The following is a 21,068-nucleotide window of genomic DNA, read 5'->3' on the forward strand; positions in this document are numbered from 1 at the left end:
CAGCATAGGTATGTGTTATACACAGCATAACCGTCCCGCGGCACATTCGACCACAATCTCCCGCTCACGCACCTGTACGCCCGGCAGTCGCTCATACTCAAGGCATGGAGCGGGCGAAGAGTGAGGACGAGTATGAACAAGCATAGACGGGTCAGCCTCTTGGCGGCTCTGGTTGCCTTGGCGACCCTTGCCGGTCCGGCGGCTCCTGCCGTGGCTGGCGGAGGATCGGGTCATGCCGGTGGCGGACCTGTGCCCCCCGGCGGCGAAAATGTCCGGATTTGGCAGGGTTGGGCCTACAAGGATGACGACCAGGGCGCTTTTGGCGGTTATGAGATAGGCAGCATAGACAGGGCGTTGTCCCAGATGGGTGTGGTGGATGGGGGCAATGCCACTACGGCCCGGGTCAAGCGTCAGGCTCTGGATGAGGCTAACGGCAACTGTCAGGCGCGCTTTAACCAGGCCCATGCAGACCAATCCGGACAGGGCCACTGCCGGGTAACCGGCGTGGGAGTGGTTGCTGGCTATCGGGGATCCCAACGTATCTTTGACGGGATCTGTGTGGCTATTCACAAGCTTTGGATGGATAACTGGCGAAGCCAGGTGGCCAACAGCACCTTTAGCAACCGCGGGGTGACCTACCGAACCGGCGACCCATTCTGGGATCAGCCCGAGGACAGTCTGGACAAATTTGCTGACGAGTATGCAGGCAACGAGAATGACATTTCCCTGGTGGTGATCATGCTCAACGACTACGAGCCCAAGCCGGCAGATCTGCCGCCGGATCCCCCTGACAAGGAAGTAGATCGTGGAACAAGCGCGGATGGGATGACCAATCGCACCCGTATCGTCACTGAAACCGGTCACGGCGGGCGAGAACTGACTTTTAGCGATGTCTTTAATCCTCAGGGCAAGCAGTACCGTATAAGCGGCCAGCATGTCAGGGACCAGACCAGCGGTGAAGATTTGACTGACAAATTCATTTTCAACACCGCCGAAGGAGCTAGGCCGCCTGGTGGCCGGGCCACAGCAACCTGGAAGGGCGGTGCTCTGCCGCAGAAACACCGCTGGGTGTGGCAGCTGGATGTGACTGTCGAGCGGCCAGAGACCGGGGTGATTCTGGACCAGGGAGGAGTCCACTGGAAGGGCGCCGCCCGGCAGATTGACCAGTCGACTCCGGAACGTCGTACACCCACATGGAAGCCCAGGCCCGACAAATCCTGGATCCTGCGAGATACGACTACGGGGGTGTGGAAGAGCGTCATAGACCCGCAGTGGAGTAACGGAACTGGGGCCGACGGGCATGCCTTTCTGGATGGGGATCGAGTGGGGTCGGTGGTCAACGCCACTGTCGAAGCCCATCTGATTGAGGCACCCAAGGTTTTCGCCCTGACTGACGACTGGAGCGCTGCTGACTATCTGGTCGATCAGGACGGGGCTCGGGCCATTCGCATTTTCGTTGCCAAGGCCAAGGCGGATGCAGACGGGCACTACCGCCGCAGCAGCATCGAGGACATTGCTGCCAAGGGCAGGGATGTGACCGACCGTTTCGAGATCAGCGTGACCGGCACACGAGCGCGGGCACAAGCCAAAAGCGGATGGCTGAACGGCTTAAAGGGGATGGAGGACCCTATGCAGGTCACCATGCTGGTTCCCTTCACGGTCCGCTTTGCCAACGGCGGCGGCGCAGCCAAGGTCCGCAAGGATATGGGTGGAGCACCTGACCAGGAGCTGACCTTTTGCCGGGCTCCTGATGGCCATGGCAGCCAAGGCGAGCCTCTGACCAACTCGGGTTCCCAGACAGTCAACACGCAGAGTGTGGAGACCAACAAGCCAGGCATTTGCGGATACCTGCCTCCGGTACGCAAGGATGTAATCTCCGAGGCTGGTCAGGGCGGGGAGCAGGCCAGCGTTGACGGCAAGGGGGTCTTCCCCGGTCAGCGACTGGAATATCAGTTGGATACCCAGCCCAGCCTGCCCGACAATCTGGCCTATCCTGTCAAATCAATCATCCTGACGGATGTGTATGACCGCTGGTTTGTGCCCGACAAGCAGACCCTTGAGGTTACTGACCTGCAGAGCGGCGATATCATCGCCAAGACCGGATACGCCACAAAGTGGAAGGACAAGGACCACAGTTTGCGGGTGGCCATTACCAACCCCGCCCGTATCAGCAAGTGGCGGGCCGGGGGCAAACCCAGAATCCGCCTGCGCTTTGAGGGCAGGGTTGATCCCAAGGCTCCAAGGGATCATCGGGTGGGCAATCAGTGGTTGCTGACGCTGAACAATTCACTGACCCCCTCCAACCAAGTGAGCAATCCACCAGCTGACTTCCATCCCTCAAAGAGCGATGTCAGCGCGCATGATCCGGGCATCAGCATCGACGGCAAGGTGCTCTTTGTGGGTGACCGGGGAGTTTATCGAATTAGTCTGGACGCCCGCCGTAAAGACACCGCCTACCCGGTCTGGCGGCTGGGCATGACGGATGCCTACGACGCTCGGCATCTGGATATCGATCCCAAGAGCATCGAGGTCCTGGGCTCCGACGGCCGCGATTACACCAAGGCTTTCAATATCCAGGTAAGAAACGGTATGGTTCTGGTCTTCGCCAAAACTGTGGACACCTATGTTCCGGCCACAGGTGCGACCCTCAAAGGAGATCCTCAGCCTCCCGATCTGGCTGCCTATGCCGCTGCCCGAGGCCATAGTCCCCTCAGGGAGCCGGCCATTGACCAAGGCTTGCTGGGGCGCACCTACGATCTGGTCCTGCCTTACACGGTCATCCGTGCAGAGCCTGGTCACGTGGTGCGCAACCAGGCGACTCAGATAGTCAACGACATGCGCAAAGCCACCAATGTGGTCGCTAATCCGGTCAAACCGCTCAATCCCGCCAAGGATGTGGTAGTGGACGTGGGCGGGGACAGCGCTCACAGCAGCAGTCTCTACCGTGGCCGGCTCTTCCTCTATCGTCTGGACTCAAGTCTGCTGCCGGCCGGACGGGCCTATCCGCAGGTGAAAACCTGGCGGATCGAGGATCGGCTGGACCCCTCTGTGGACCGGTTCACCGGCCATTGGGCCGTCTACGCCAACCAGGATCTCTACGAGAATGGGCGCATCCTGATTCATCATGGACAAATCATGGCTGGTTCGGATATATCTGCAGATATTCATGGCGGCCCCCTGTTCACGATGACCGCAGACCCGGCAGGTCTGGTCAAAGTGGAGGCCACACCCCGATATCTGGCCTTGGTCAGCGCTTCAGGCAACCGCCCGGTCGGCTGGAGGGCCTACCTGCAATGCAGACGGCTGAAGAAAGTTGAACGTCATGAGAACCGATTTACTGAGTTCTATCAGGACAAGACCATGGTCTCCAACACGGTCTGGACCAGAACGCCCGATATGACCCCGGCACTGCATATCGAGAAGTTTGATCAGGCCGGCGGTTTGCCCAAGGGTGATCGGGATCAGCCGGAACAGGCCCTTCGGACTCATGATGATGTCCCTATTGTTTTCCGGATCACCAATGATTCTCCCCGCGATCCCGGCGATGGGACCGGGGCCATCTTCCCCGCCCGGCAACTGCGTTTGGAGGATCAGACAGTCGTCGGTCAGGGGCGGGTGACTGGGATTCGCTATCCCGACAACTGGTCGACCCTGATGCTACGACCTGGCCAGTCTGTAGACGTGCATGCCAAGGTGACGGGCATATCAGGTCGGCACACCGACAGGGCCAGAGTGATCGGCAGTCCCCTGGTGCCCTGTCCGGTAGAAGATGATGCGGCCCTTCCTGAGCGGGAAGATGCCGGTAAGGCTTCTGTACGGCCTGATTCCCGGGGCGTGATGGTCGACGGCCGTCTGCTGTGTTCGGATCGGGCTGTCCGTTCCAATAGCGACGATTGGAACGCCCTTGGGGAAGCACTGCCCGGAACAGGGGCGGCTGTAGCTCTTCCTCTGGCCATCGTTGCAGCGGCAGCCATGACCGGCTCGCTCCTCTTCGGCCTGGTCAGGGGGGCGTCCAAGGGCCGTAGGGGCGGCAGTGACCGCTGATTTCACACGTCCAGCCCATGCGTGTCCCCTGGTCTGCCGTCTTTCTGGCTGGGCCATTGCTCATCCAAAGGAGGCCGTGATCCATCGCAGGCCAGGTAGACACGTGCGATGCGCATGCCGGCCCGTTCCGGCTCCAAGGTCAGCACGTGCCGACCGCCGGTCAGCTGGACGGCGGCCATCTCCGACCATCCCCAGACATGCTCGGTGGCGAAGGTCATCAGTCTTCCCCCTCGGGGGAAGATGTCGTCCGGGGCCAGCGGGTCGCCGTCCAAGATCACATGGCAGGAGTCCTCCAGGTCGGAGGCGAACTGGGCTAGGAGCCAGATCCGGTAGTTGCCTGGCCTGTCAACCTGGAAGGCCAGGTTTATGCCGGGAGCTCGGCCGGGTTTGGGCCAGAGCTGTTGCCTTGGCTCGGTCCGCATGGCCAGGCCCCAGCCCCGGTGAATGGGGGCGTCGGTAGGGACCCAGCAGCCCTTCCGACGCCTGCCATTCTGTGGGCCATCCTGTGACAGCCAGGCGTTTTCGTCCTGTCTTAGGCAGTCGGCGGGCTCAAGGTAGATATGCTCTGGGGTCTTGTTGGCGTCATTGTCCTGGCTGAGCTTCTGCTCATGCTGATGCCCGGCAGGCCAGACCAGCTTCGGCCGTGTATACAAACCGCCATGAAGCCAGTAGTCCTGATCGAAGTAGGGTACAGGTTCTTCCGGGGTATGGTCCGGATCGATTCCGTAGTCTCCGATGGCCAGGTTCCGTAGGGGGCGGTCCAAGACCTCGGCCGTGGGCGTTGGCTGATGGTCCGTAATCTGATTGCCGGTCTGAGCCCTGTCTTTATGAAATGTGTGAGAGCTCCTGTTGTCGGTCTGTTTGGAGGGCTGTCCACCTGTCACCCAGGTACTGAAGGCCGGTCCCAGTCGGCTGGGCCGTTCCTGGCCGGTGTTGATCACCACTTTGTCGATGCCGAAGGAGTCGTCCACAGCGATCAGCTGCAGCCGGTGGGGTCCGGCCTTCAAATAGGGCAGGATCATGGCCAGCTGCTCGGCGTTGTATACGATGGTCTCCTGCCAGTTGCCACGGAACTCGTCAGTGGTAGATGATTCCAGGATTTCGCCCTGGTCGCCATCCAGGCTGACACGCAGGCGAATTCGCCCACGTGAGTTTAGAGTGGGCAGCCGGTGAACCTCCAGACGATGGCGGCCGGGAGTCTTCAGCCAGAAGTCCAGACTCAGATAGGCCCCGCTTCCTGATTCCGGGTCGCTCCAGCCCTTGGTCTGCATCAGGCTTGGGCCAAAACGTCCCAGGTCTTGCGTCGCCAGCCAAGCAGTGGCCTGAGTGAGGTCGGGGTTGACGCGTCCGCGTGAGGGATCCATGCTGATGTGGCCATCCGCCTCGACGTAGCCGGTGAATCCTTGTCTGAGGCCAGGATTCTCGCCTACTAGAACATCGACCCTGATCGGGGTAGACCAGGCTTTTTCGGTTGTCTCCGGCTTGCTGGGACGGGTGATGATGGTCAGCGTACCCTGGCGACCCGCATGTGTTGAGGCGTTCTCGACCTGTACATGGATTCGCCATTCATCCCTGACAATTCGTCGTTCCACTGGCAGACGGATCCAGTCCTGATCGGCGCTGATGCACACTTCCTGTGCAGGGCTTCCCATAAGGTCCAGGTCAATCCAACGGTCGGTGATGCCATAGGGATCGAAGACCAGCTTGACGTGATGGCTATTGCCCGGGACTATGACGCCCTCCTGTGCTCCCTGTGGCGTCAGGATCAGTCCCTGGTTTGGTTGAACCTTCACCGGCCTGCAAGCCGGGTACTGAGGCAGCGTAGGAGGAGGGAACCTGTTGGGAGTGAGGATGCCGTCCCAACCGCCTTGTGCCAGCTCCTTGTTGTACCAATGGAGCAGAGCCCGGATCATCCCCTGGAAAAGATGGGAGATCTTCATCTGCCTGTCGGCGGCTGGCAAGGCGCTTCTGGCGGCCTCAAGGCGGCTGCGGTCCGCATGGTAGAACTGGGCGTTCACGTAGTAGGCCATGGCGATCTTCAGGTCCACCAGCGATCGATAGGCTTCGCGAAACTCTGGCTTCATGCTCCTGCCAAGATTGTGCGAGCGCTCAGCGAGTTCCCGTAAGGCTGCCAGCCGGCCGCCCGCCTCGTCGTCGTAACCTGTCTGGGTGAAGGAGTCCTCGTGCAGGTGTTCGATTTTGGTCTGATTGTTGATCCGGTAGTAGCTCATGCACAGGTCGGCTACCTCAGAGCCGCGATCGTCGGCGAAGGTCTGGTCGAACCAGGCGGCCACGAAGTCCCGGGCCGACAGACTGTGGTGATCCTCGTCTGCATTCCAGGCCAGGTGGAGGAAGTAGGATCCCTCCAGCTCCAGGCGCTTGATGGCTCCCAGATTATCTACCCATACCCGGCGGATGCCCCGATCCCAGCACTTGCCCAGCTGGTCGTTCATCAGAGCCAGGGGAGTGGATGAGGTGCAGCGGTAGCTGGTCCTCGGTGGCGCCCAGTAGGAGCTGTGGTAGTAGACCCCATTGCCTCCGCTGCGTGCCCGTTCGGCCTGATTGGGGAAGCGACGCATATACCCGTAGTTGTCGTTGACCCACATGATGGTCACGTCTTCGGGCAGGTCCAGGCCCGCGTCGTAGAGGGGCAGCACCTCCTTGTAGGGAATGAAGAGCTGGGGTACCTCCTGTGGAGGTCGACCCAGGTGCTGACGCAGGATGTCCCTCTGGTCGCGAATGATCCGACCGAGCAGATCGACCCGCGCTCGCAGGCGACCCTCCTGGTCCAGGTTCGGATCCTCGTCGATGGCGCGCGTGGTCAGGCCTGTGTCGTGTATGCCGCGCATGCCCAGGGTCCAGGTGACCTCGTAGTTCCGGTTCATGTCCACGCTCTGCGACCAGTAGCGCCGAATCATATCCCGGTTGGGTCCGGGCAACGAATAGTCATAGTCCACATGCGTGCCCTGCGAGGCCACCCAGGGGTCCCACTCATGCTGGTTGCTCCGCAGGAGCATGTCGCAGTGGCTGCTTCCGATGACAATCCCCATGCTCTGGGCAAGCCTGCCGTTACGCGGATCGGCATTGAAGGCGTTGACGTGCATGGCCGGCCACAGATAGTTGCCGCCCAGCCGCAGAATCAGGTCAAAGACTTTTTCGTAGGTCGTCGGCCCGATGGTTCCGTCGGGAGTGTGCAGGCGAGCCCAGTCGTCCAGCTCCTCCTCGTCGTTGATGAAGAAGCCCCGGTATTTGACCGAGGGCCAGTCGAAGACGCGCAGATCGTCGGGCAGGCATATCCGTTCATGGTGACGTGCCGGCACGTTCCCCCACCAGTGCAAGGGTGAGATGCCGATGGCCCGGCTGAGAGCGTAGATCCCGTAGACGGTTCCGCGCCGATCAGTCCCGGCGATATAGAGGGTGCCGTCGATGACCTGCAAGGTGAAGCCTTCCCAGCGATACTCTCCTTGGGGGTCCTTGAGCGGGGTCAGATCGAGCTGGTCGGAGCAGACAGCCGAATCGATCCAACTTGAATGGCCCAGGGTGCCCAGGCAGATGGTCGGGCTGCTCTCGTCAATCAGATTGGTCGGTCTCTGGGTCTGGCCGGTGACGGTCGCAAAATCCCTCATCAGATTGCTTGCCGCAATTTGCACGGCCGAATCCTCACCATGATCCAGCAGCCAATTGGGCCTGACCCCTGAATCGGCCAGAACTGCGCCCGACCCGGCGGTCACTGGGATGGTTCCGGGCTGGGGATGAAACGAGGTGACCATGGTGGCGCTCCCACTGTCTGCTGATCTGGCGGATGCTCTGCCGCCTGTGTTCGGACACCCATAGGCTAACACCTAATTAGGAAAATTTTCAATGAGCAAAAAAATGAATACGACTGACAGAGTTCGATGGCCGTCTCCCTCCATTACCATAGTTGGAGACGCTCACAGTCCAGCAGAGCCGGGAGGCGATCCGATGAGCAAGAAAGTGACGCTGGCCGACGTGGCTGCCAAGGCAGGGGTTGCGGTGTCCACAGCCTCCAAGGCGCTACGCAACAGCGCACAGGTCAGCGGTCCGACAAGGGCCAAGGTGTTCAAGGCCGCGGCAGAGCTCTCCTTTTCGCTCAATGAGCGTCAGAAACAGTCCCAACCTCCCAGCCTGCCAAAGTCGGTGGGGCTGGTCACTTCGGACCTGGACGGTCAGTTTTCCATGCCCATCCTGATTGGCGCGGAAAGCTACTTCGGAGTTGAATCCATTCCTGTTTTTCTCTGCAACGCCGGCAGGGACCCGGCTCTTGAACAGCACCATATAGATAATCTGCTGGCCTATGGCGTCAAAGGTCTGCTGATGGTCGGATGGCGTACCGATCCGCGGCCTGCGCTGACCAGCTGTCCGGTGCCGGTTGTCTATGCCAACCAGGCGTCCCTGGATCCCCATGACTGCTCGGTCATCACTGACAACGAGGATGTCGGACGGCTGATGGTACGGCATCTGGTCGAGGGTGGATCCAAAAAAGTCGTGCTGATTGCTGGCGACCCAGCCTTCCAGTCCTCGGTCAGGCGACTCAAGGGCGAGATGGCCGAACTGGATAGCCGTGGTTTGACTGCCGTGCGTACGGTTCGGTATGGAGGTTGGAACGAAGAGACCGGACGTCGCACCATGATTGGCTTGCTGGATGAGGGCATCGACTTCGACGGCGTGGCTTGCGGCAACGACGAGATAGCCCGAGGGTGCCTGGATATCCTGCATGACCGGCATGTTTCCGTGCCGGATAAAGTGTCGGTGGTTGGGGTTGACAATCGTATGGTCATTGTCGGCAACTCGCGTCCTCCGCTGACCAGCGTCGACCTGAATCTGAAGGCCATCGGCACCAGGGCAGCCAGCTGCCTTGCTGATATGCTGGACGGCCGAAGTCACCAAGGTATCGAATGCGTCAAGGGCACGCTGGTCCAGCGCGCCTCTACCAGAATGCCGCTCTAAAGCAGTCCGTCGCTCCATTTCGGATATCACTGCAATCGCAATTTCACCGCCATAAGCGAGTCGTTCGTCCTTTAATCTTAAGAAACTTTTTCATTTGACAAACTTTTCTTTCCTTCTTATCATGACCAGTGTCGGAGTTGCCGATAGGCATTAGAGCCGCAGGTCGTCTGGTCCGGTTTCAAGTGCGATCGAGGTTGATCCTTTCGGCTCCTGCGCATCCCACTCGATGAAGAAGGGACATGTCATGACCTCGCACAAGGATGCATTGAACTCAGAGCGCGGATCATCCCGCTTCCGGCGGAAACAGACCTCGAACAGGCGTGGGCGCCGTCGGGAGAGCTTCGCTGAATATGCGCATCGTTGCTGGCCCCTGTGGGTAATGGTGCTTCCTGCCATCGTCTTTGTGGCCATATTCCATTACGGCCCCATGTACGGCATCCAGCTGGCCTTCCGCGATTTCGACTTCACCAAGGGCCTGACCGGTGGCAAATGGGTGGGCTTCCACTACTTCCGCCAGTTCTTCGCCTCACCCATGTTCAAGCCACTGATGATCAACACGGTCCGCATCAGTCTGTGGACCCTGGTCATGGGTTTCATCGCACCCATCATTCTGGCCCTGCTCATCAACCAGATCCATTCCGGCAAGGTCAAGGGATTTGTGCAGACCATCACCTATATGCCCCACTTCATCTCCACCGTCGTCATTGTGGCAATGATCAATCTCTTCCTTACTCCCTCCTCAGGCCTGCTGACCCGTTTTTTGGCTTTCCTGCATGTGGTCAATCCGAATTTCATGGGTGATCCCGCAGCCTTCACCCCTATCTACTGGATCAGCGAAGTCTGGCAGCATATGGGGTGGAATTCAATCATCTATCTGGCGGCTCTGAGCTCTGTGGATACGGCCCTCTATGAGGCGGCCAGAATGGATGGCGCCGGCCGCTTCCAGCTGATCCGCTACATCGACATTCCCGCCATCCTGCCTACTGCCGGCATCCTGCTCATCCTCAACATGGGGGGTGTGCTCAACGTGGGCTTCGAGAAGGTCTTCCTCATGCAGAACACCCTGAATCTGCCGGCCTCCGAGGTCATCAGTACCTACACCTACAAGATCGGCATTTTGCAGAATCAATTCTCCTACTCGACGGCTATAGGCCTGTTCAATACGGTGATCAATCTGATCTTCCTGGTCACCGCCAATCAAATCTCGAAGCGTATCTCCGACACCAGCATCTTCTGAATCCGGAAGGAAGCCGACATGAGCATCAACCATGGCATCAAGAGCAGCGGTATCCGGCGGCTGACCCATCCGCAGAGCTGGAAGGACCGATTTGCCGATCTGGTCATCGTCATTCTCCTGCTGGCGGTGGTCGCCAGCATCATCTACCCCATATGGTTCATCATCATCGCCTCGGTCTCCGACCAGACCATGGTCAATACCGGGCAGGTCAGCTGGTTGCCCAAGGGTTTCTCCCTGTATGGATTCCGGCAGATCCTCGGCGACGGACGCATTTGGAATGGCTACAGGAACACCCTGTTGTACACGGTTGTCGGCACTGCCCTGAATCTGGTGGTCACCATGCCTGCGGCCTTTGCCCTTTCGCGCCGCGAGCTGCGAGGTCGCCGTCTGATCATGCTCTTCTTCACTGTGACCATGTTCATCAACGGCGGGCTGATTCCCACCTACCTGCTCTACAAGCAGATGGGCCTGCTGGATTCCTGGGCCGTCTTCGTCATTCCCGGAGCGGTCAGCGTTTACAATCTGATCATCGCCCGGTCCTTCTTCGAGACCAGCATTCCCGAGGATCTGCATGACGCGGCCCAGATCGACGGCGCAGGCTGGTTCCGTTATCTCACTCGCGTGGTGCTGCCCCTATCCAGTGCCATCGTTGCGGTCATCGGACTCTATTACATGGTGGGCCACTGGAACGACTTCTTCACCGGCTTGGTCTATATCCGCACCTATGACAAGCAGCCCCTGCAGATAGTGCTCAGGGACATCCTCCTGTCGAATCAGGCTTTCCAGGGCGGATCGGGGGCCACATCCGGGGCTGGATACGGCCAGGAATACGCCGACCAGATCAAGTATGGGGTCATCATCGTCTCTACCCTGCCCCTGCTGGTCATTTATCCCTTTATCCAGAAGTACTTCAACAAAGGTGTCATGATCGGGGCCATCAAGGGCTGACCGGTCCCTGCTTCATCGTTGCAGCAATGCATAGCCGTGATCAAACAAATCATCAGTCGAGAGAAAGGAAACATGATGAAAAACCATGAACCAAGGGGCATTCGCACCCATTTGGCTGCCGTGGGCGCGGGCATAGTCGCCCTGTCCATGCTGCTGGCAGGGTGTGGCGGCTCATCCAGCAAACCCAAAACCAATGCCGAGGGCAAGCCCGTCGTCACCATAGCTGTGGCTAAGCATCCCTTGACGCAGAAGATGTCCAAGATGGCCTGGCCCAAGCAGGTTGAGAAGGAATGCGGCTGCGAGATCCACTGGCAGGAGGCGAGCTCCGACTGGGATCAGAAGAAACAGGCCATGTTCGCAGCCGGGGACGTGCCGGATCTGATCCTCAAGGGCGTTACTCTGGCCGATCTGGCCACCTACAGCACCCTGTTCGAGGACCTGAGCAAGGACTTGGACAAGATGCCCAACGTCAAGAAGATGTTCACTACTGATCCTGCCGCCAAGCGATCGGTCACCATGAAGGACAGAGCCATATACATCCTGCCCTCAGTGGCCAAGGGGATCATGCCGGCCGATGCCAGCCACACATTCATCAACAAGCAGTGGCTGGACAAGCTGGGATTGCAGGTACCGACCACCTGGGACGAGCTGGAGAATGTGCTCAAGGCCTTCAAGACCCAGGATCCCAACGGGAATGGCGAGGCTGACGAGGTGCCTTTCGACTTCTACTCGCCTTCCCCGGCCGGATTCGGCAAGAACGAGCCCGTACTCTTTCTTAATAGCCTGGGAATCGTAACCTCATTGGGAAGCGCCCAAGGGTATTACGTGGACAAGGGTCAGGTCAAGTCCTTCTTCACTGATCCCAGATATAAGCAGGTCGTGCAGTTTATGAACAGGCTTTGGCAGGACGGGGTCATCGCCAAGGATGCCTTCACCCACGATTACTCCACTGCGCAATCCACCGCCCGCGGCCAGGGTGACAACGCCAAGGTAGGGTTCACCTGGGGCTGGACGGCCACTGATCGGTTCGGCGCTCAGCTGGCCAAGCAGTACGTGACCATGTCGACGCTCAAGGCCAAGCCTGATCAGAATCCTGACGAGCTGGTCTACGACCATGTGGGCGACAAGTACGATTACAATGAATCAGCCTTGGCCATGTCAGCCAAGCCTTCGAACAAGGATGCTGTGCTCAAGGTGGTCAATGCCCTCTACGGCCAGGAAGTGTCTCTTGAGCAGTTCTGGGGCGACATGGGCGAGGATATCCAGAAGACCGGTGAGAAGTCCTATAAGATTCTGCCGCCTGCAGACTCCACCAAGGATCCCTCGACATGGAAGTGGTCGCAGACCCTGGCCGATGGTTCGCCATACTGGATTCGCCCGGACCTGAAGATCGAGCTGCCGGCGGATGTGCAGGAGGCACACAGCCAGGTCAAGACCCTGGAGCCCATCCTCAGCCATGTCGATCCCAAGCGTGACATACTGCCTGGTGGGCTCAAATTCTCTTCGGCTGACAACAGCACCTTGCAGAACAACAACACGACCATACTCAATACGGCCATGACCAAGTTTGCGCAATGGACCACCAAGGGGGGAGTGGATGCCGAATGGGATCAGTACCTGGACACCCTCAAGAAGGCCAATCTGGACCAGAACATCAAGCTGGAGCAGAAAGCCTATGACGAGTACTACGCAAAGTAAACGTCTGGGCAAGCGAATGATTGGGCTGTTCGTATTTGTTTGAAAAGCATCCAACGGTCGAGGCGAGCGATCCTTTAGTGGACCGCCCGCCTTATGTTTGGCCCCACTGCCGCCAGTTCTGCGTTACGTCTGAATCTTCGTATAGCTGGGGATATCGGCTTCGAAGCATATGCCGCAGAAGTTCTGACGCGAAGGGTGACAGTGTCAATTCTCCTCAGCGTCCAGCAGCACCACTCCCTGGGGCGGATTGCTGTCGATGGCTCCCACGGTCTCGTGCGGCAGGTAGGGCTCCTCCATGGAGGCGATCTCCTCAGGCGTGAGCTCCAAATCCAACGCAGCCGCTGCGTCGTCAAGATGCCGGGCCTTCGTGGCGCCGATGATTGGTGAAGCGACGCCTTTGGCCCACTGCCAGGCAATGGCTACCCGGGCCATAGGAACCTTGTGTCGCTCTGCCACCCTTTGCACACGGTGAATAATGGTAAGGTCGTTGTCTTCGGCCCGGTCGTACTTGCCACGCGAGACCTTGTCGGTGGCGCTGCGCAGAGTGTCGGCGGTCCAGGTGGGACGTGTCAGATGGCCGGCGGCCAGAGGGCTGTAGGGCATGAGCGAGACACCCGTCTTTTTGCAGAAGGGGATCAGGTCCTTCTCATCCTCCCGGTAGAGCAGGTTGTAATGGTTCTCCATGGCGCTGAAGGGGGTCCAACCGTTGTCTTGGGCGACTTTCTGCATGTCCTGAAATTGGCTGGCATACATGGCTGAGGCGCCCAGCGCCCGCACCTTGCCGGCCTGAACCAGATCGTTCAGTGCTTCCATGGTCTCCTCGATGGGCGTTTCATAGTCGAACCTGTGGATGATATAGAGGTCCAGGTAGTCGGTGCCCAGCCGCTTGAGCGTCCCCTCGATCTCCCGATGGATGGCCTTGGACGAAAGGCGCCCCTCATTGAAATAGACCTTAGATGCAATGACCACCCGGTCGCGGCTTGTATGCTTTCTAAGCGCCTTTCCCAAATACTCCTCACTGGTTCCAGCAGAGTAGCAGTTGGCCGTATCGAAGAAGGTGATGCCCAGATCGAGTGCGTGCGCAACGACCGCGTCAGTCCCCTCCTCGTCCAGTGTCCAGTCATGCATGGTGCCTGGTTTGCCGAAGCTCATGCACCCCACACAGATCTTCGATATGTTGATGCCCGTTTCGCCCAGTTGTGCGTACTGCATTTAAGCCCCCTTGGCCTTCCTTGGTGCAGACGCAATCATGCTAGCAAGTTCGAGTCGGTGGAAGTCTACTTCTTTGGTTTGTGCAGTGAGCAAAGACATGGAAAAGCTCGTCTGAGCTTTTTATCGATGACCGGTCATGAACCGTAACAAGCAGTATAAGAAGATAAAGAGCTTGAATATGAGTGAATGCAGTCATTTATTGATGGCAAGGGTCGGGCTTTGGGCTTGTTGCTTGCTCAGCTGAATGTGTGTAATGATCTTTTGGACGAGCGAAGACAAGTGGACACTGGCCTTGGGATCCTCTGCGCTTCCGTCCTTTTACTTTGTCAAGTGCCCCAGGATGCGTCGATACAGGTTGCTTTATTTTCTGAGGGTGGTTTCGGGGTCAGCCAGTCCTCAACCTTGCAGTCTCGAGTCTTGTTAACGGTGAAATTGAATACCGAATATAACTGCCGCGACAGGTCGTGACTGATGTTCATTTATGCACGTGGGTCATATACGTACTTTGTTCTTTGGAAGGAATAGGTGCGATCCGAGCAATGCGGGCAGGCTAGTCGCCAACTGGATATGTCATTATTCTCCGTTGATATAATTGATGTAACAGTTGAAGCTAACCTTTAACGAAGAGGGCTCACGTGGCAAGAAGAACTGATATGAGCTGCGTTGCTTTTTCGCATTTGTTGCGTTTCAAACGCTCGCATTATCCTTATTCCGATAGGTACCTTAGCGAGGTAAACAATTCGCCGGACACGCATGCAAGAACAGAAAAACAGCATATGGTGCACTGGTTTGCAGACAACGCGACCCATGGATCAGGCGCCTATTCCCGGCAGAAGCCGAATAACAGCGCCAAAAGATGTTTCAACAAATTGGAGAACGCTGCGTCGTTGTTGTGGATTGCCGAGGCGGTTGGCATTGAAGAGCCGGTTGTAGCAGCAGCTTTCGAGGCTGCAAGGCAGGCGGGAGACTATCGCCGGGCTTGTGGCGCGATCCGCAAGATTATTACCTGGTCCATGATTATCGAATCCTTGTAATGATATCGACGCAGATCAAATATACTTTTTATTAAGTGCCATAGGTACTCGGTTTTCAATGCAGACTGCTTAGAGCAAGGGTAGCTTTTAATACAGGTTTGGAAAGAGAAAGTTGCATATGCCTGAGATTGTTTGTCCCAAATGCGGAACCGCATTCACCATTGACGAGGCCGGATATGCCGACATTCTGAAGCAGGTTCGTGACAAGGATTTTGACAAGCAGCTTCATGAACGGCTTGAGCAGGCCAAAAGGGAGAATAGCAAGATTCGTGAACTGAACCAGGCGCAGGCCGAGCAGACGCTGCAGAAGACCAAAAGTGCTAAGGACGCCCAGATACAGGAGCTGCAGGCAAAGCTGGAATCCGAGCAGGCTGCAAAGGAACTGGCCGTTTCAGAAGCCTTGAGGAAGGTCGAGAAGGAGAAAGACGATCTGAGCGCCAAGCTGGACAAGGCCGAGTCGGAGAAGCAGCAGGCGCTCGGTTTGGCAGCGGCCAATTCCAAGAGCGAGCTGCAGAAGGCGGCTGCAGACAAAGATGCCGAGATCGTCAAATTGCAGAATCAACTGGATGCTTTTGAGTTGCAGAAGAAGCAGGAGCTTGCCCAGGCTCTGAGTCCGGTGGAGAAGGAGCGCGATGATTTCAAGGGCAGGCTTGAGAGGCTGCAGCTTCAGAAGGAATCGGAGGAGAAGCTCTCCAAGGAGCAGCTGAAGTCGCAGCTGCAGGCGGTTGTCGCAGACAAGGATTCCGAGATAGCGGAGCTGAAGAGCAGCCTTGACAAGGCGGAGCTGCAGAGCAAGATCGAGGCCAAATCCCTCAAGGAGCGGTATGAGGTCCAGATCCAGGATCGTGACGATCAGATTGAGCGGCTGCGTGACCTGAAGGCGAAGCTGTCCACCAAGATGGTGGGGGAGACGCTTGAGCAGCATTGTCAGATCGAGTTCAACAAGCTGCGATCCACGGCTTTTCCCAATGCCTACTTCGAGAAGGACAACGATGCCAGGACGGGCAGCAAGGGCGACTTCATCTTCCGCGACAAGGATGATTCAGGCACTGAGATTGTGTCCATCATGTTCGAAATGAAGAATGAGACGGACACCACATCCACCAAGCACAAGAACGAGGACTTTTTCAAGGAGCTCGACAAGGACAGGCATGAGAAGCATTGCGAATACGCCATCATGGTCTCCCTGCTGGAGCCTGACAGCGACCTGTACAACACGGGTATCGTGGATGTCTCCTATCGCTACCCGAAAATGTACGTTGTCCGTCCACAGTTCTTCATTCCGATAATCACCCTGCTTCGTGATGCCGCCAAGAACTCTCTGCAATACAAGAATGAACTTGAAGAGGTGAAGGCACAGAACATCGATATAACGCATTTCGAGGAAGAGCTGGACTCCTTTAAGAGTGCTTTTGGACGCAACTACGATATCGCCTCAAAAAAGTTTAAGAATGCAGTAGAGGAGATCGACAAATCCATCAACCACCTGAACAAGATAAAGGATGCCCTACTGGGCTCTGAGAACCAGCTTCGTCTGGCCAACAACAAGGCACAGGATGTGACCATACGAAGACTGACCAGAAACAATGAGACGATGAAAGCCAAATTCGACGAAGTAAATAAGTCGAAGGCGATAGGAGCCTGAGACTATGAACGGTGCAGTCATGTGAGGTGATGGACCAAACGGCTATCTTTGATTTTGTGGTTGGGTCGTCCATCGTCCGTCCATATCCGTCCATATTTGACTGCACCATACTGGCCAGTGTTCCGAACGGCCGCAAATACGCTGAGACAGAAAAACGATATAGAGAAATAAAGGCTCGGAATCCAAACGATTCCGAGCCTTATTGGTAGCGGGGTCAGGATTTGAACCTGAGACCTCTGGGTTATGAGCCCAGCGAGCTACCGAACTGCTCCACCCCGCGTCGGCTGTTCAATACAGCAGTTATCTATGTTACGGATTCCAGCGCGCTTGTCAAGTCCGTGTGTGGGAAGGCCTACGCTGGGCCATAATGGAGTCATGCCTATCACCATCCCCACCGGATTGCCGGCCAGATCCATCCTCGATTCGGAGCGTATCTTCGCCCTGGAGAGCCACGAGGCGGAGCGCCAGGAGATGCGTCCGCTCAGGCTGGTCATCCTCAATCTGATGCCTACCAAGGTGGAGACCGAAACCCAGCTGCTGCGGCTGATCTCCAAGTCACCGCTTCAGGTGGAGATTGACTTCATGAAGACCTCCACCCATCAGGCCGTGCACACCAGTATGGATCACCTGGTCAAGTTCTACGAGAATCTGGATTCCTTCAAGGATAACTGCTATGACGGTCTTGTCGTGACGGGCGCCCCAGTGGAGCAGATGGACTTCGAGCAGGTCGACTACTGGGAGGAGCTGACCCGCATTCTGGACTGGTCGTCCACCCACGTTTTCTCCACTATGTATCTGTGCTGGGGGGCCATGGCCGGGCTCTACTACCGTCATGGCATCGCCAAGCGCAACTTGGACCGCAAGGTCTTCGGGGTCTTCCCCCAGTACCTGCAAGACGAGTACTGCTTCATCACCAATGGCTTCGACGAGATTGCCCTGCAGCCCCACTCCCGCTGGGCCGGGGTGGACGAGGGCCAAGTGCGGGCCTGTCCTGATCTGCAGGTGCTGACCTGGGGTCCTCAGTCAGGGCCAGGGCTTATCAGCACCCAGGATTTCTCAGAGATCTTCGTGCTGGGCCACTGGGAGTATGACCGTGACACTCTCGCTCACGAGTACCAGCGTGACATGGCCAAGGGCCTGGACCAGGTGCCTTTCCCGGTCAACTACTACCCACATGACGATCCCACACTGGAGCCGGTCTTCTCCTGGCGGGCCCACGCCAACCTGCTCTGGCGCAACTGGCTGAACTGGGTATACGAGACTACTCCTTATGATCTGGACCAGGTGCCGACTCTGCGGGCGGCGGGCCAACTAGGCACCGACCGAACCATCAGACACGCTCCTGGATGTCCACGCACTGATGGGTATCGTCCCTTGGCGGGTGACGGATATGGGCTTATTCCTGGCGTTGTTAATAGTTGATGACGTTTGGATTAAATTCGTTATCAACCCGTCCACACCGCGGGGCGAATTAGACCTGTGGCCACTATCTGTGACACACTGGATGAATCCATGGTTACCGTGGCTCTTGGTGTGGGCTACACTACCGATACGGTGCTGCCATGAGTCGCATACGCGCTATAGTGTTCACTGTGTCGTTCAGGAGGCGATAGATGCTAGAGGCAATGGGAAGTGAAGCTTTCAGTCTGGCCATGGCCAAGCCGAGCGAGCTACCCACCATCGAAGATTTCCTGCCTCCTGAGATTCTCTTCCAGGGAACGCCCTTCGCCATGAACAGGATCATCCTGATCAGGTTCGTGGCCATGGTCATTATCCTTCTGGTGCTGGGAATCACTGCCGCCAGGGCTAAGCTGATTCCCTCCCGCTGGCAGGGGGCTATTGAATGGGTCATTGAGTTCATCCGCGACTCAGTCGTCTACGACACCCTGGGCGAGATTCGGGGCAAGCGTTACGTGCCCATGATTACGACCATCTTCCTGACTATCCTGGTCTTCAACCTCTGCGGCATCGTGCCGGGCATGAACATCGCGGCAACAGCGACCATCACCATGCCTTTGGTATTCGCCATCTGGACTTTCTGCCAGTACATGGTGACGGGATTCCGGGAGCAGGGTGTCTGGGGCTATTTCAAATCGGAGCTCTTCCCGGCTGGAGTGCCCTGGCCTCTCTATATCATTCTGACACCTATCCAGCTGCTGGAGATGGTCATTGTCAAGCCGGCCTCCCTGACCATTCGACTCTTTGCCAACATGATCGCTGGCCATCTGCTGGTGGCTGTCAGCCTGGCCTTCACCCAGTTCTACATCATTGAGGCCAGCAACAAGCTCCTGGCCCTGGCTGGTGTGGGCTGGTTCGTTCTGGGCTTCGCCCTGACGGCCTTTGAAATCTTTGTGGCGGCCCTTCAGGCCTATATCTTCGCCATCCTGACCACGGTCTACATCTCCATGAGTTACCCTGAGGAAGGTTGAGCGAAAAAGGAAAGCCGCGGTCGGCGCTTCAGGCGGTCGCAGCCCACATATTTGTCGGTTCCGACCAGTAGACGGGGGTCGGGGCTGAACCACAATCCAAGAACCGGCAACGGTGGAGGAAAGGAAAATAAATGGACATCATCACACTTGCTGAAGTCTCCGGCAATCTGAGCATCCTGGGATACGGCATCGCAGCTCTCGGTCCCGCACTGGGTCTGGGCATCGCTGTCGGCAAGACCGTCGAGAGCATGGCTCGCCAGCCTGAGATCAGCGGGCAGCTGCGCACCACCATGTTCATCGGCCTGGCTCTGATTGAGGTGCTGGCCCTGCTGGGCTTCGTGGCGCTCTTCATCGCCTGAGCCGTGCGATTCTTGTATGATCCGGCTTCGATAAGGGAAAGGAGGAGCCAATGTACGCTCTAGCGGCAGGCAAAGGAATCAAGCTGTTTATTCCTCCGATTTACGACATCTTCTGGTCGCTGGTCATCCTGGTCATTCTGGCCGTCTTCTTCTACAAGTTCTTCATGCCCAAGTTCCAGGCCATCTTCGATGAGCGCTCGTCCAAGATCGAGGGCAACATCCAGAAGGCCGCCAAGGCTCGTGAAGAGGCGGATCAGGCCCGCAAGCAGTATCAGGATCAGCTGAGCAAGGCTCGTGTGGAAGCTTCCCAGATCCGGGATGACGCCCGAGCTGAGGCCTCCAGGATCGTGGCGGATGCCAGGACCCGGGCAGAGACCGAGGCCAACCAGATCACCGAGAACGCCCAAAGATCCCTCAAGTCCCAGCAGCAGCAGGCCTTGGTCTCGCTCAAGGGCGAGGTGGGCACGCTGGCTACGGCTCTTGCCGGCAAAATCCTGGGATCGCAGCTTCAGGATGATGCCGTGCAGTCCTCCATGATCGACTCGATTATCGCGGACCAGGGCGGACAGTCCTCGGACAAGCGGCAGGCATGATGACTGATTGGCGGACGACGGGCGCGCCCGTCTCGCGAAAGGGGAGGTGACATGCGAGGAGAGACTTCGCTGAGCTCCGACAAGGAGACCAGGGCCAAGTACGCCCCTTTGCTGAAGAGCAAGGGAAAGGACGCACTCCGCGTGGCCATGGAGCTCTATACCTTCGTGGCCCTGCTCGATGCCAACAGACCCTTGGAGCGTGCGCTGACCGACCCCTCCCGTCCAGCTGAGGACAAGTGGCAGGTGATCGACACCATCCTGGCTGACAAGGCCGATCCGCTGACCGTGGATATCCTCCATGATCTGACTGATCATCAGTGGAGCCGTGTGGTGCACATCGCCAACGCGGCCGAGGACATGTCGGTGGATGCCACCGCCTATTACGCCGACGCCTTGGGCATCACCAACCAGGTGGCCGGCGAGCTGGCTGAGATTCATTCGGCCCTGCTGGGTATGCCTCTTGTGCTCTTCCGGCTCTCGGATGAATACAGCGATTCCAGATCTCGAGCCGACCTGCTCAAGGCGCTCCTGGCCGGGCAGCATATGCATCCGGTCACCGAACAGATGGCCCTGAACGCCACCATCGATCTGCGCGGACGGCGCTTCCCTGACACTATTGTTTGGTTGGTGGACCGCTTCTCCGAGCACATGGATCAGGTCATGGTCACCGTCACTACGGCGGTCTCCATGAAAGACGAGCAGGTCAGTCGTCTGCAGGATGCCTACGGGCGCAAGCTGGGCAAGCCGGTCCACATCAACTCGGTGGTCGATCCCTCGGTCCTGGGCGGCATGAAGGTCCAGTACGGCTCGGTCTCCACCGACGGCACGGTGGCCACCCAGCTGAAGCACCTGCGGCGGCGGATGGCCGTGGCAGGTTGAGCGGGGAACAGACAGACTTGAA

At 57.8% G+C, this 21,068-nt stretch carries 14 protein-coding genes and 1 tRNA gene; 12 read left to right on the top strand and 3 right to left on the bottom strand.

Features of this window, described 5'->3' with window-relative positions; all coding sequences use genetic code 11:
• The first annotated feature begins 132 nt into the window (after positions 1-132).
• Entirely contained in the window at positions 133-4,044 is a 3,912-nt protein-coding gene (locus H3T93_RS05700) for an LPXTG cell wall anchor domain-containing protein (RefSeq protein WP_144178317.1), read from the top strand.
• Positions 4,045-4,046: 2 nt separating this feature from the next.
• On the opposite strand, the gene H3T93_RS05705 is transcribed toward H3T93_RS05700, so the two are convergent.
• Positions 4,047-7,814, bottom strand: coding sequence for a glycosyl hydrolase 115 family protein (locus H3T93_RS05705; protein WP_144178318.1), 3,768 nt, complete (start codon positions 7,812-7,814; stop codon positions 4,047-4,049).
• A 193-nt stretch (positions 7,815-8,007) separates the two neighbouring features.
• On the opposite strand from H3T93_RS05705, the gene H3T93_RS05710 reads away from it, so the two are divergent.
• From H3T93_RS05710 to H3T93_RS05725, 4 genes are all read left to right on the top strand, one after another.
• Positions 8,008-9,012 (top strand): LacI family DNA-binding transcriptional regulator, encoded by a 1,005-nt coding sequence (locus H3T93_RS05710; RefSeq protein ID WP_186363982.1) that lies wholly within the window; start codon positions 8,008-8,010, stop codon positions 9,010-9,012.
• Positions 9,013-9,256: 244 nt separating this feature from the next.
• On the top strand, positions 9,257-10,249 hold the full coding sequence (locus H3T93_RS05715) for an ABC transporter permease (RefSeq protein ID WP_144178322.1): 993 nt from the start codon (positions 9,257-9,259) through the stop codon (positions 10,247-10,249).
• 18 nt (positions 10,250-10,267) lie between these two features.
• Positions 10,268-11,197, top strand: coding sequence for a carbohydrate ABC transporter permease (locus H3T93_RS05720; protein ID WP_052733382.1), 930 nt, complete (start codon positions 10,268-10,270; stop codon positions 11,195-11,197).
• A gap of 72 nt (positions 11,198-11,269) precedes the next feature.
• Positions 11,270-12,895, top strand: a complete 1,626-nt coding sequence (locus H3T93_RS05725) for an extracellular solute-binding protein (RefSeq protein WP_144178324.1) — start codon at positions 11,270-11,272, stop codon at positions 12,893-12,895.
• A gap of 204 nt (positions 12,896-13,099) precedes the next feature.
• Here H3T93_RS05725 and H3T93_RS05730 read toward each other — a convergent pair whose 3' ends face one another.
• Positions 13,100-14,107, bottom strand: coding sequence for an aldo/keto reductase (locus H3T93_RS05730; RefSeq protein WP_144178326.1), 1,008 nt, complete (start codon positions 14,105-14,107; stop codon positions 13,100-13,102).
• Between the two features lie 653 nt (positions 14,108-14,760).
• Here H3T93_RS05730 and H3T93_RS05735 point away from each other — a divergent pair.
• Both H3T93_RS05735 and H3T93_RS05740 read left to right on the top strand, forming a co-directional pair.
• Positions 14,761-15,141, top strand: a complete 381-nt coding sequence (locus H3T93_RS05735; RefSeq protein WP_144178328.1) for a hypothetical protein — start codon at positions 14,761-14,763, stop codon at positions 15,139-15,141.
• 118 nt (positions 15,142-15,259) lie between these two features.
• Positions 15,260-16,786, top strand: coding sequence for a DUF2130 domain-containing protein (locus H3T93_RS05740; RefSeq protein ID WP_144178330.1), 1,527 nt, complete (start codon positions 15,260-15,262; stop codon positions 16,784-16,786).
• A gap of 203 nt (positions 16,787-16,989) precedes the next feature.
• On the opposite strand, the gene H3T93_RS05745 is transcribed toward H3T93_RS05740, so the two are convergent.
• Positions 16,990-17,066 (bottom strand) — tRNA-Met (locus H3T93_RS05745).
• Between the two features lie 95 nt (positions 17,067-17,161).
• On the opposite strand from H3T93_RS05745, the gene H3T93_RS05750 reads away from it, so the two are divergent.
• From H3T93_RS05750 to H3T93_RS05770, 5 genes are all read left to right on the top strand, one after another.
• Positions 17,162-18,208, top strand: a complete 1,047-nt coding sequence (locus H3T93_RS05750) for a homoserine O-succinyltransferase (protein WP_144178332.1) — start codon at positions 17,162-17,164, stop codon at positions 18,206-18,208.
• A 191-nt stretch (positions 18,209-18,399) separates the two neighbouring features.
• Positions 18,400-19,215, top strand: a complete 816-nt coding sequence (gene atpB, locus H3T93_RS05755; protein ID WP_015022487.1) for a F0F1 ATP synthase subunit A — start codon at positions 18,400-18,402, stop codon at positions 19,213-19,215.
• Between the two features lie 131 nt (positions 19,216-19,346).
• Positions 19,347-19,574: an ATP synthase F0 subunit C gene (atpE, locus tag H3T93_RS05760; protein WP_015022486.1), complete on the top strand. Its 228-nt coding sequence runs from the start codon at positions 19,347-19,349 to the stop codon at positions 19,572-19,574.
• Between the two features lie 50 nt (positions 19,575-19,624).
• Entirely contained in the window at positions 19,625-20,167 is a 543-nt protein-coding gene (locus H3T93_RS05765; RefSeq protein WP_144178334.1) for a F0F1 ATP synthase subunit B, read from the top strand.
• A gap of 51 nt (positions 20,168-20,218) precedes the next feature.
• Positions 20,219-21,046, top strand: a complete 828-nt coding sequence (locus H3T93_RS05770) for a F0F1 ATP synthase subunit delta (RefSeq protein ID WP_144178336.1) — start codon at positions 20,219-20,221, stop codon at positions 21,044-21,046.
• The last annotated feature ends 22 nt before the right edge of the window (positions 21,047-21,068 follow it).

The sequence above is a fragment of the Bifidobacterium sp. M0404 genome (genome assembly GCF_016101415.1).
Lineage (GTDB): Bacteria > Actinomycetota > Actinomycetes > Actinomycetales > Bifidobacteriaceae > Bombiscardovia > Bombiscardovia polysaccharolytica.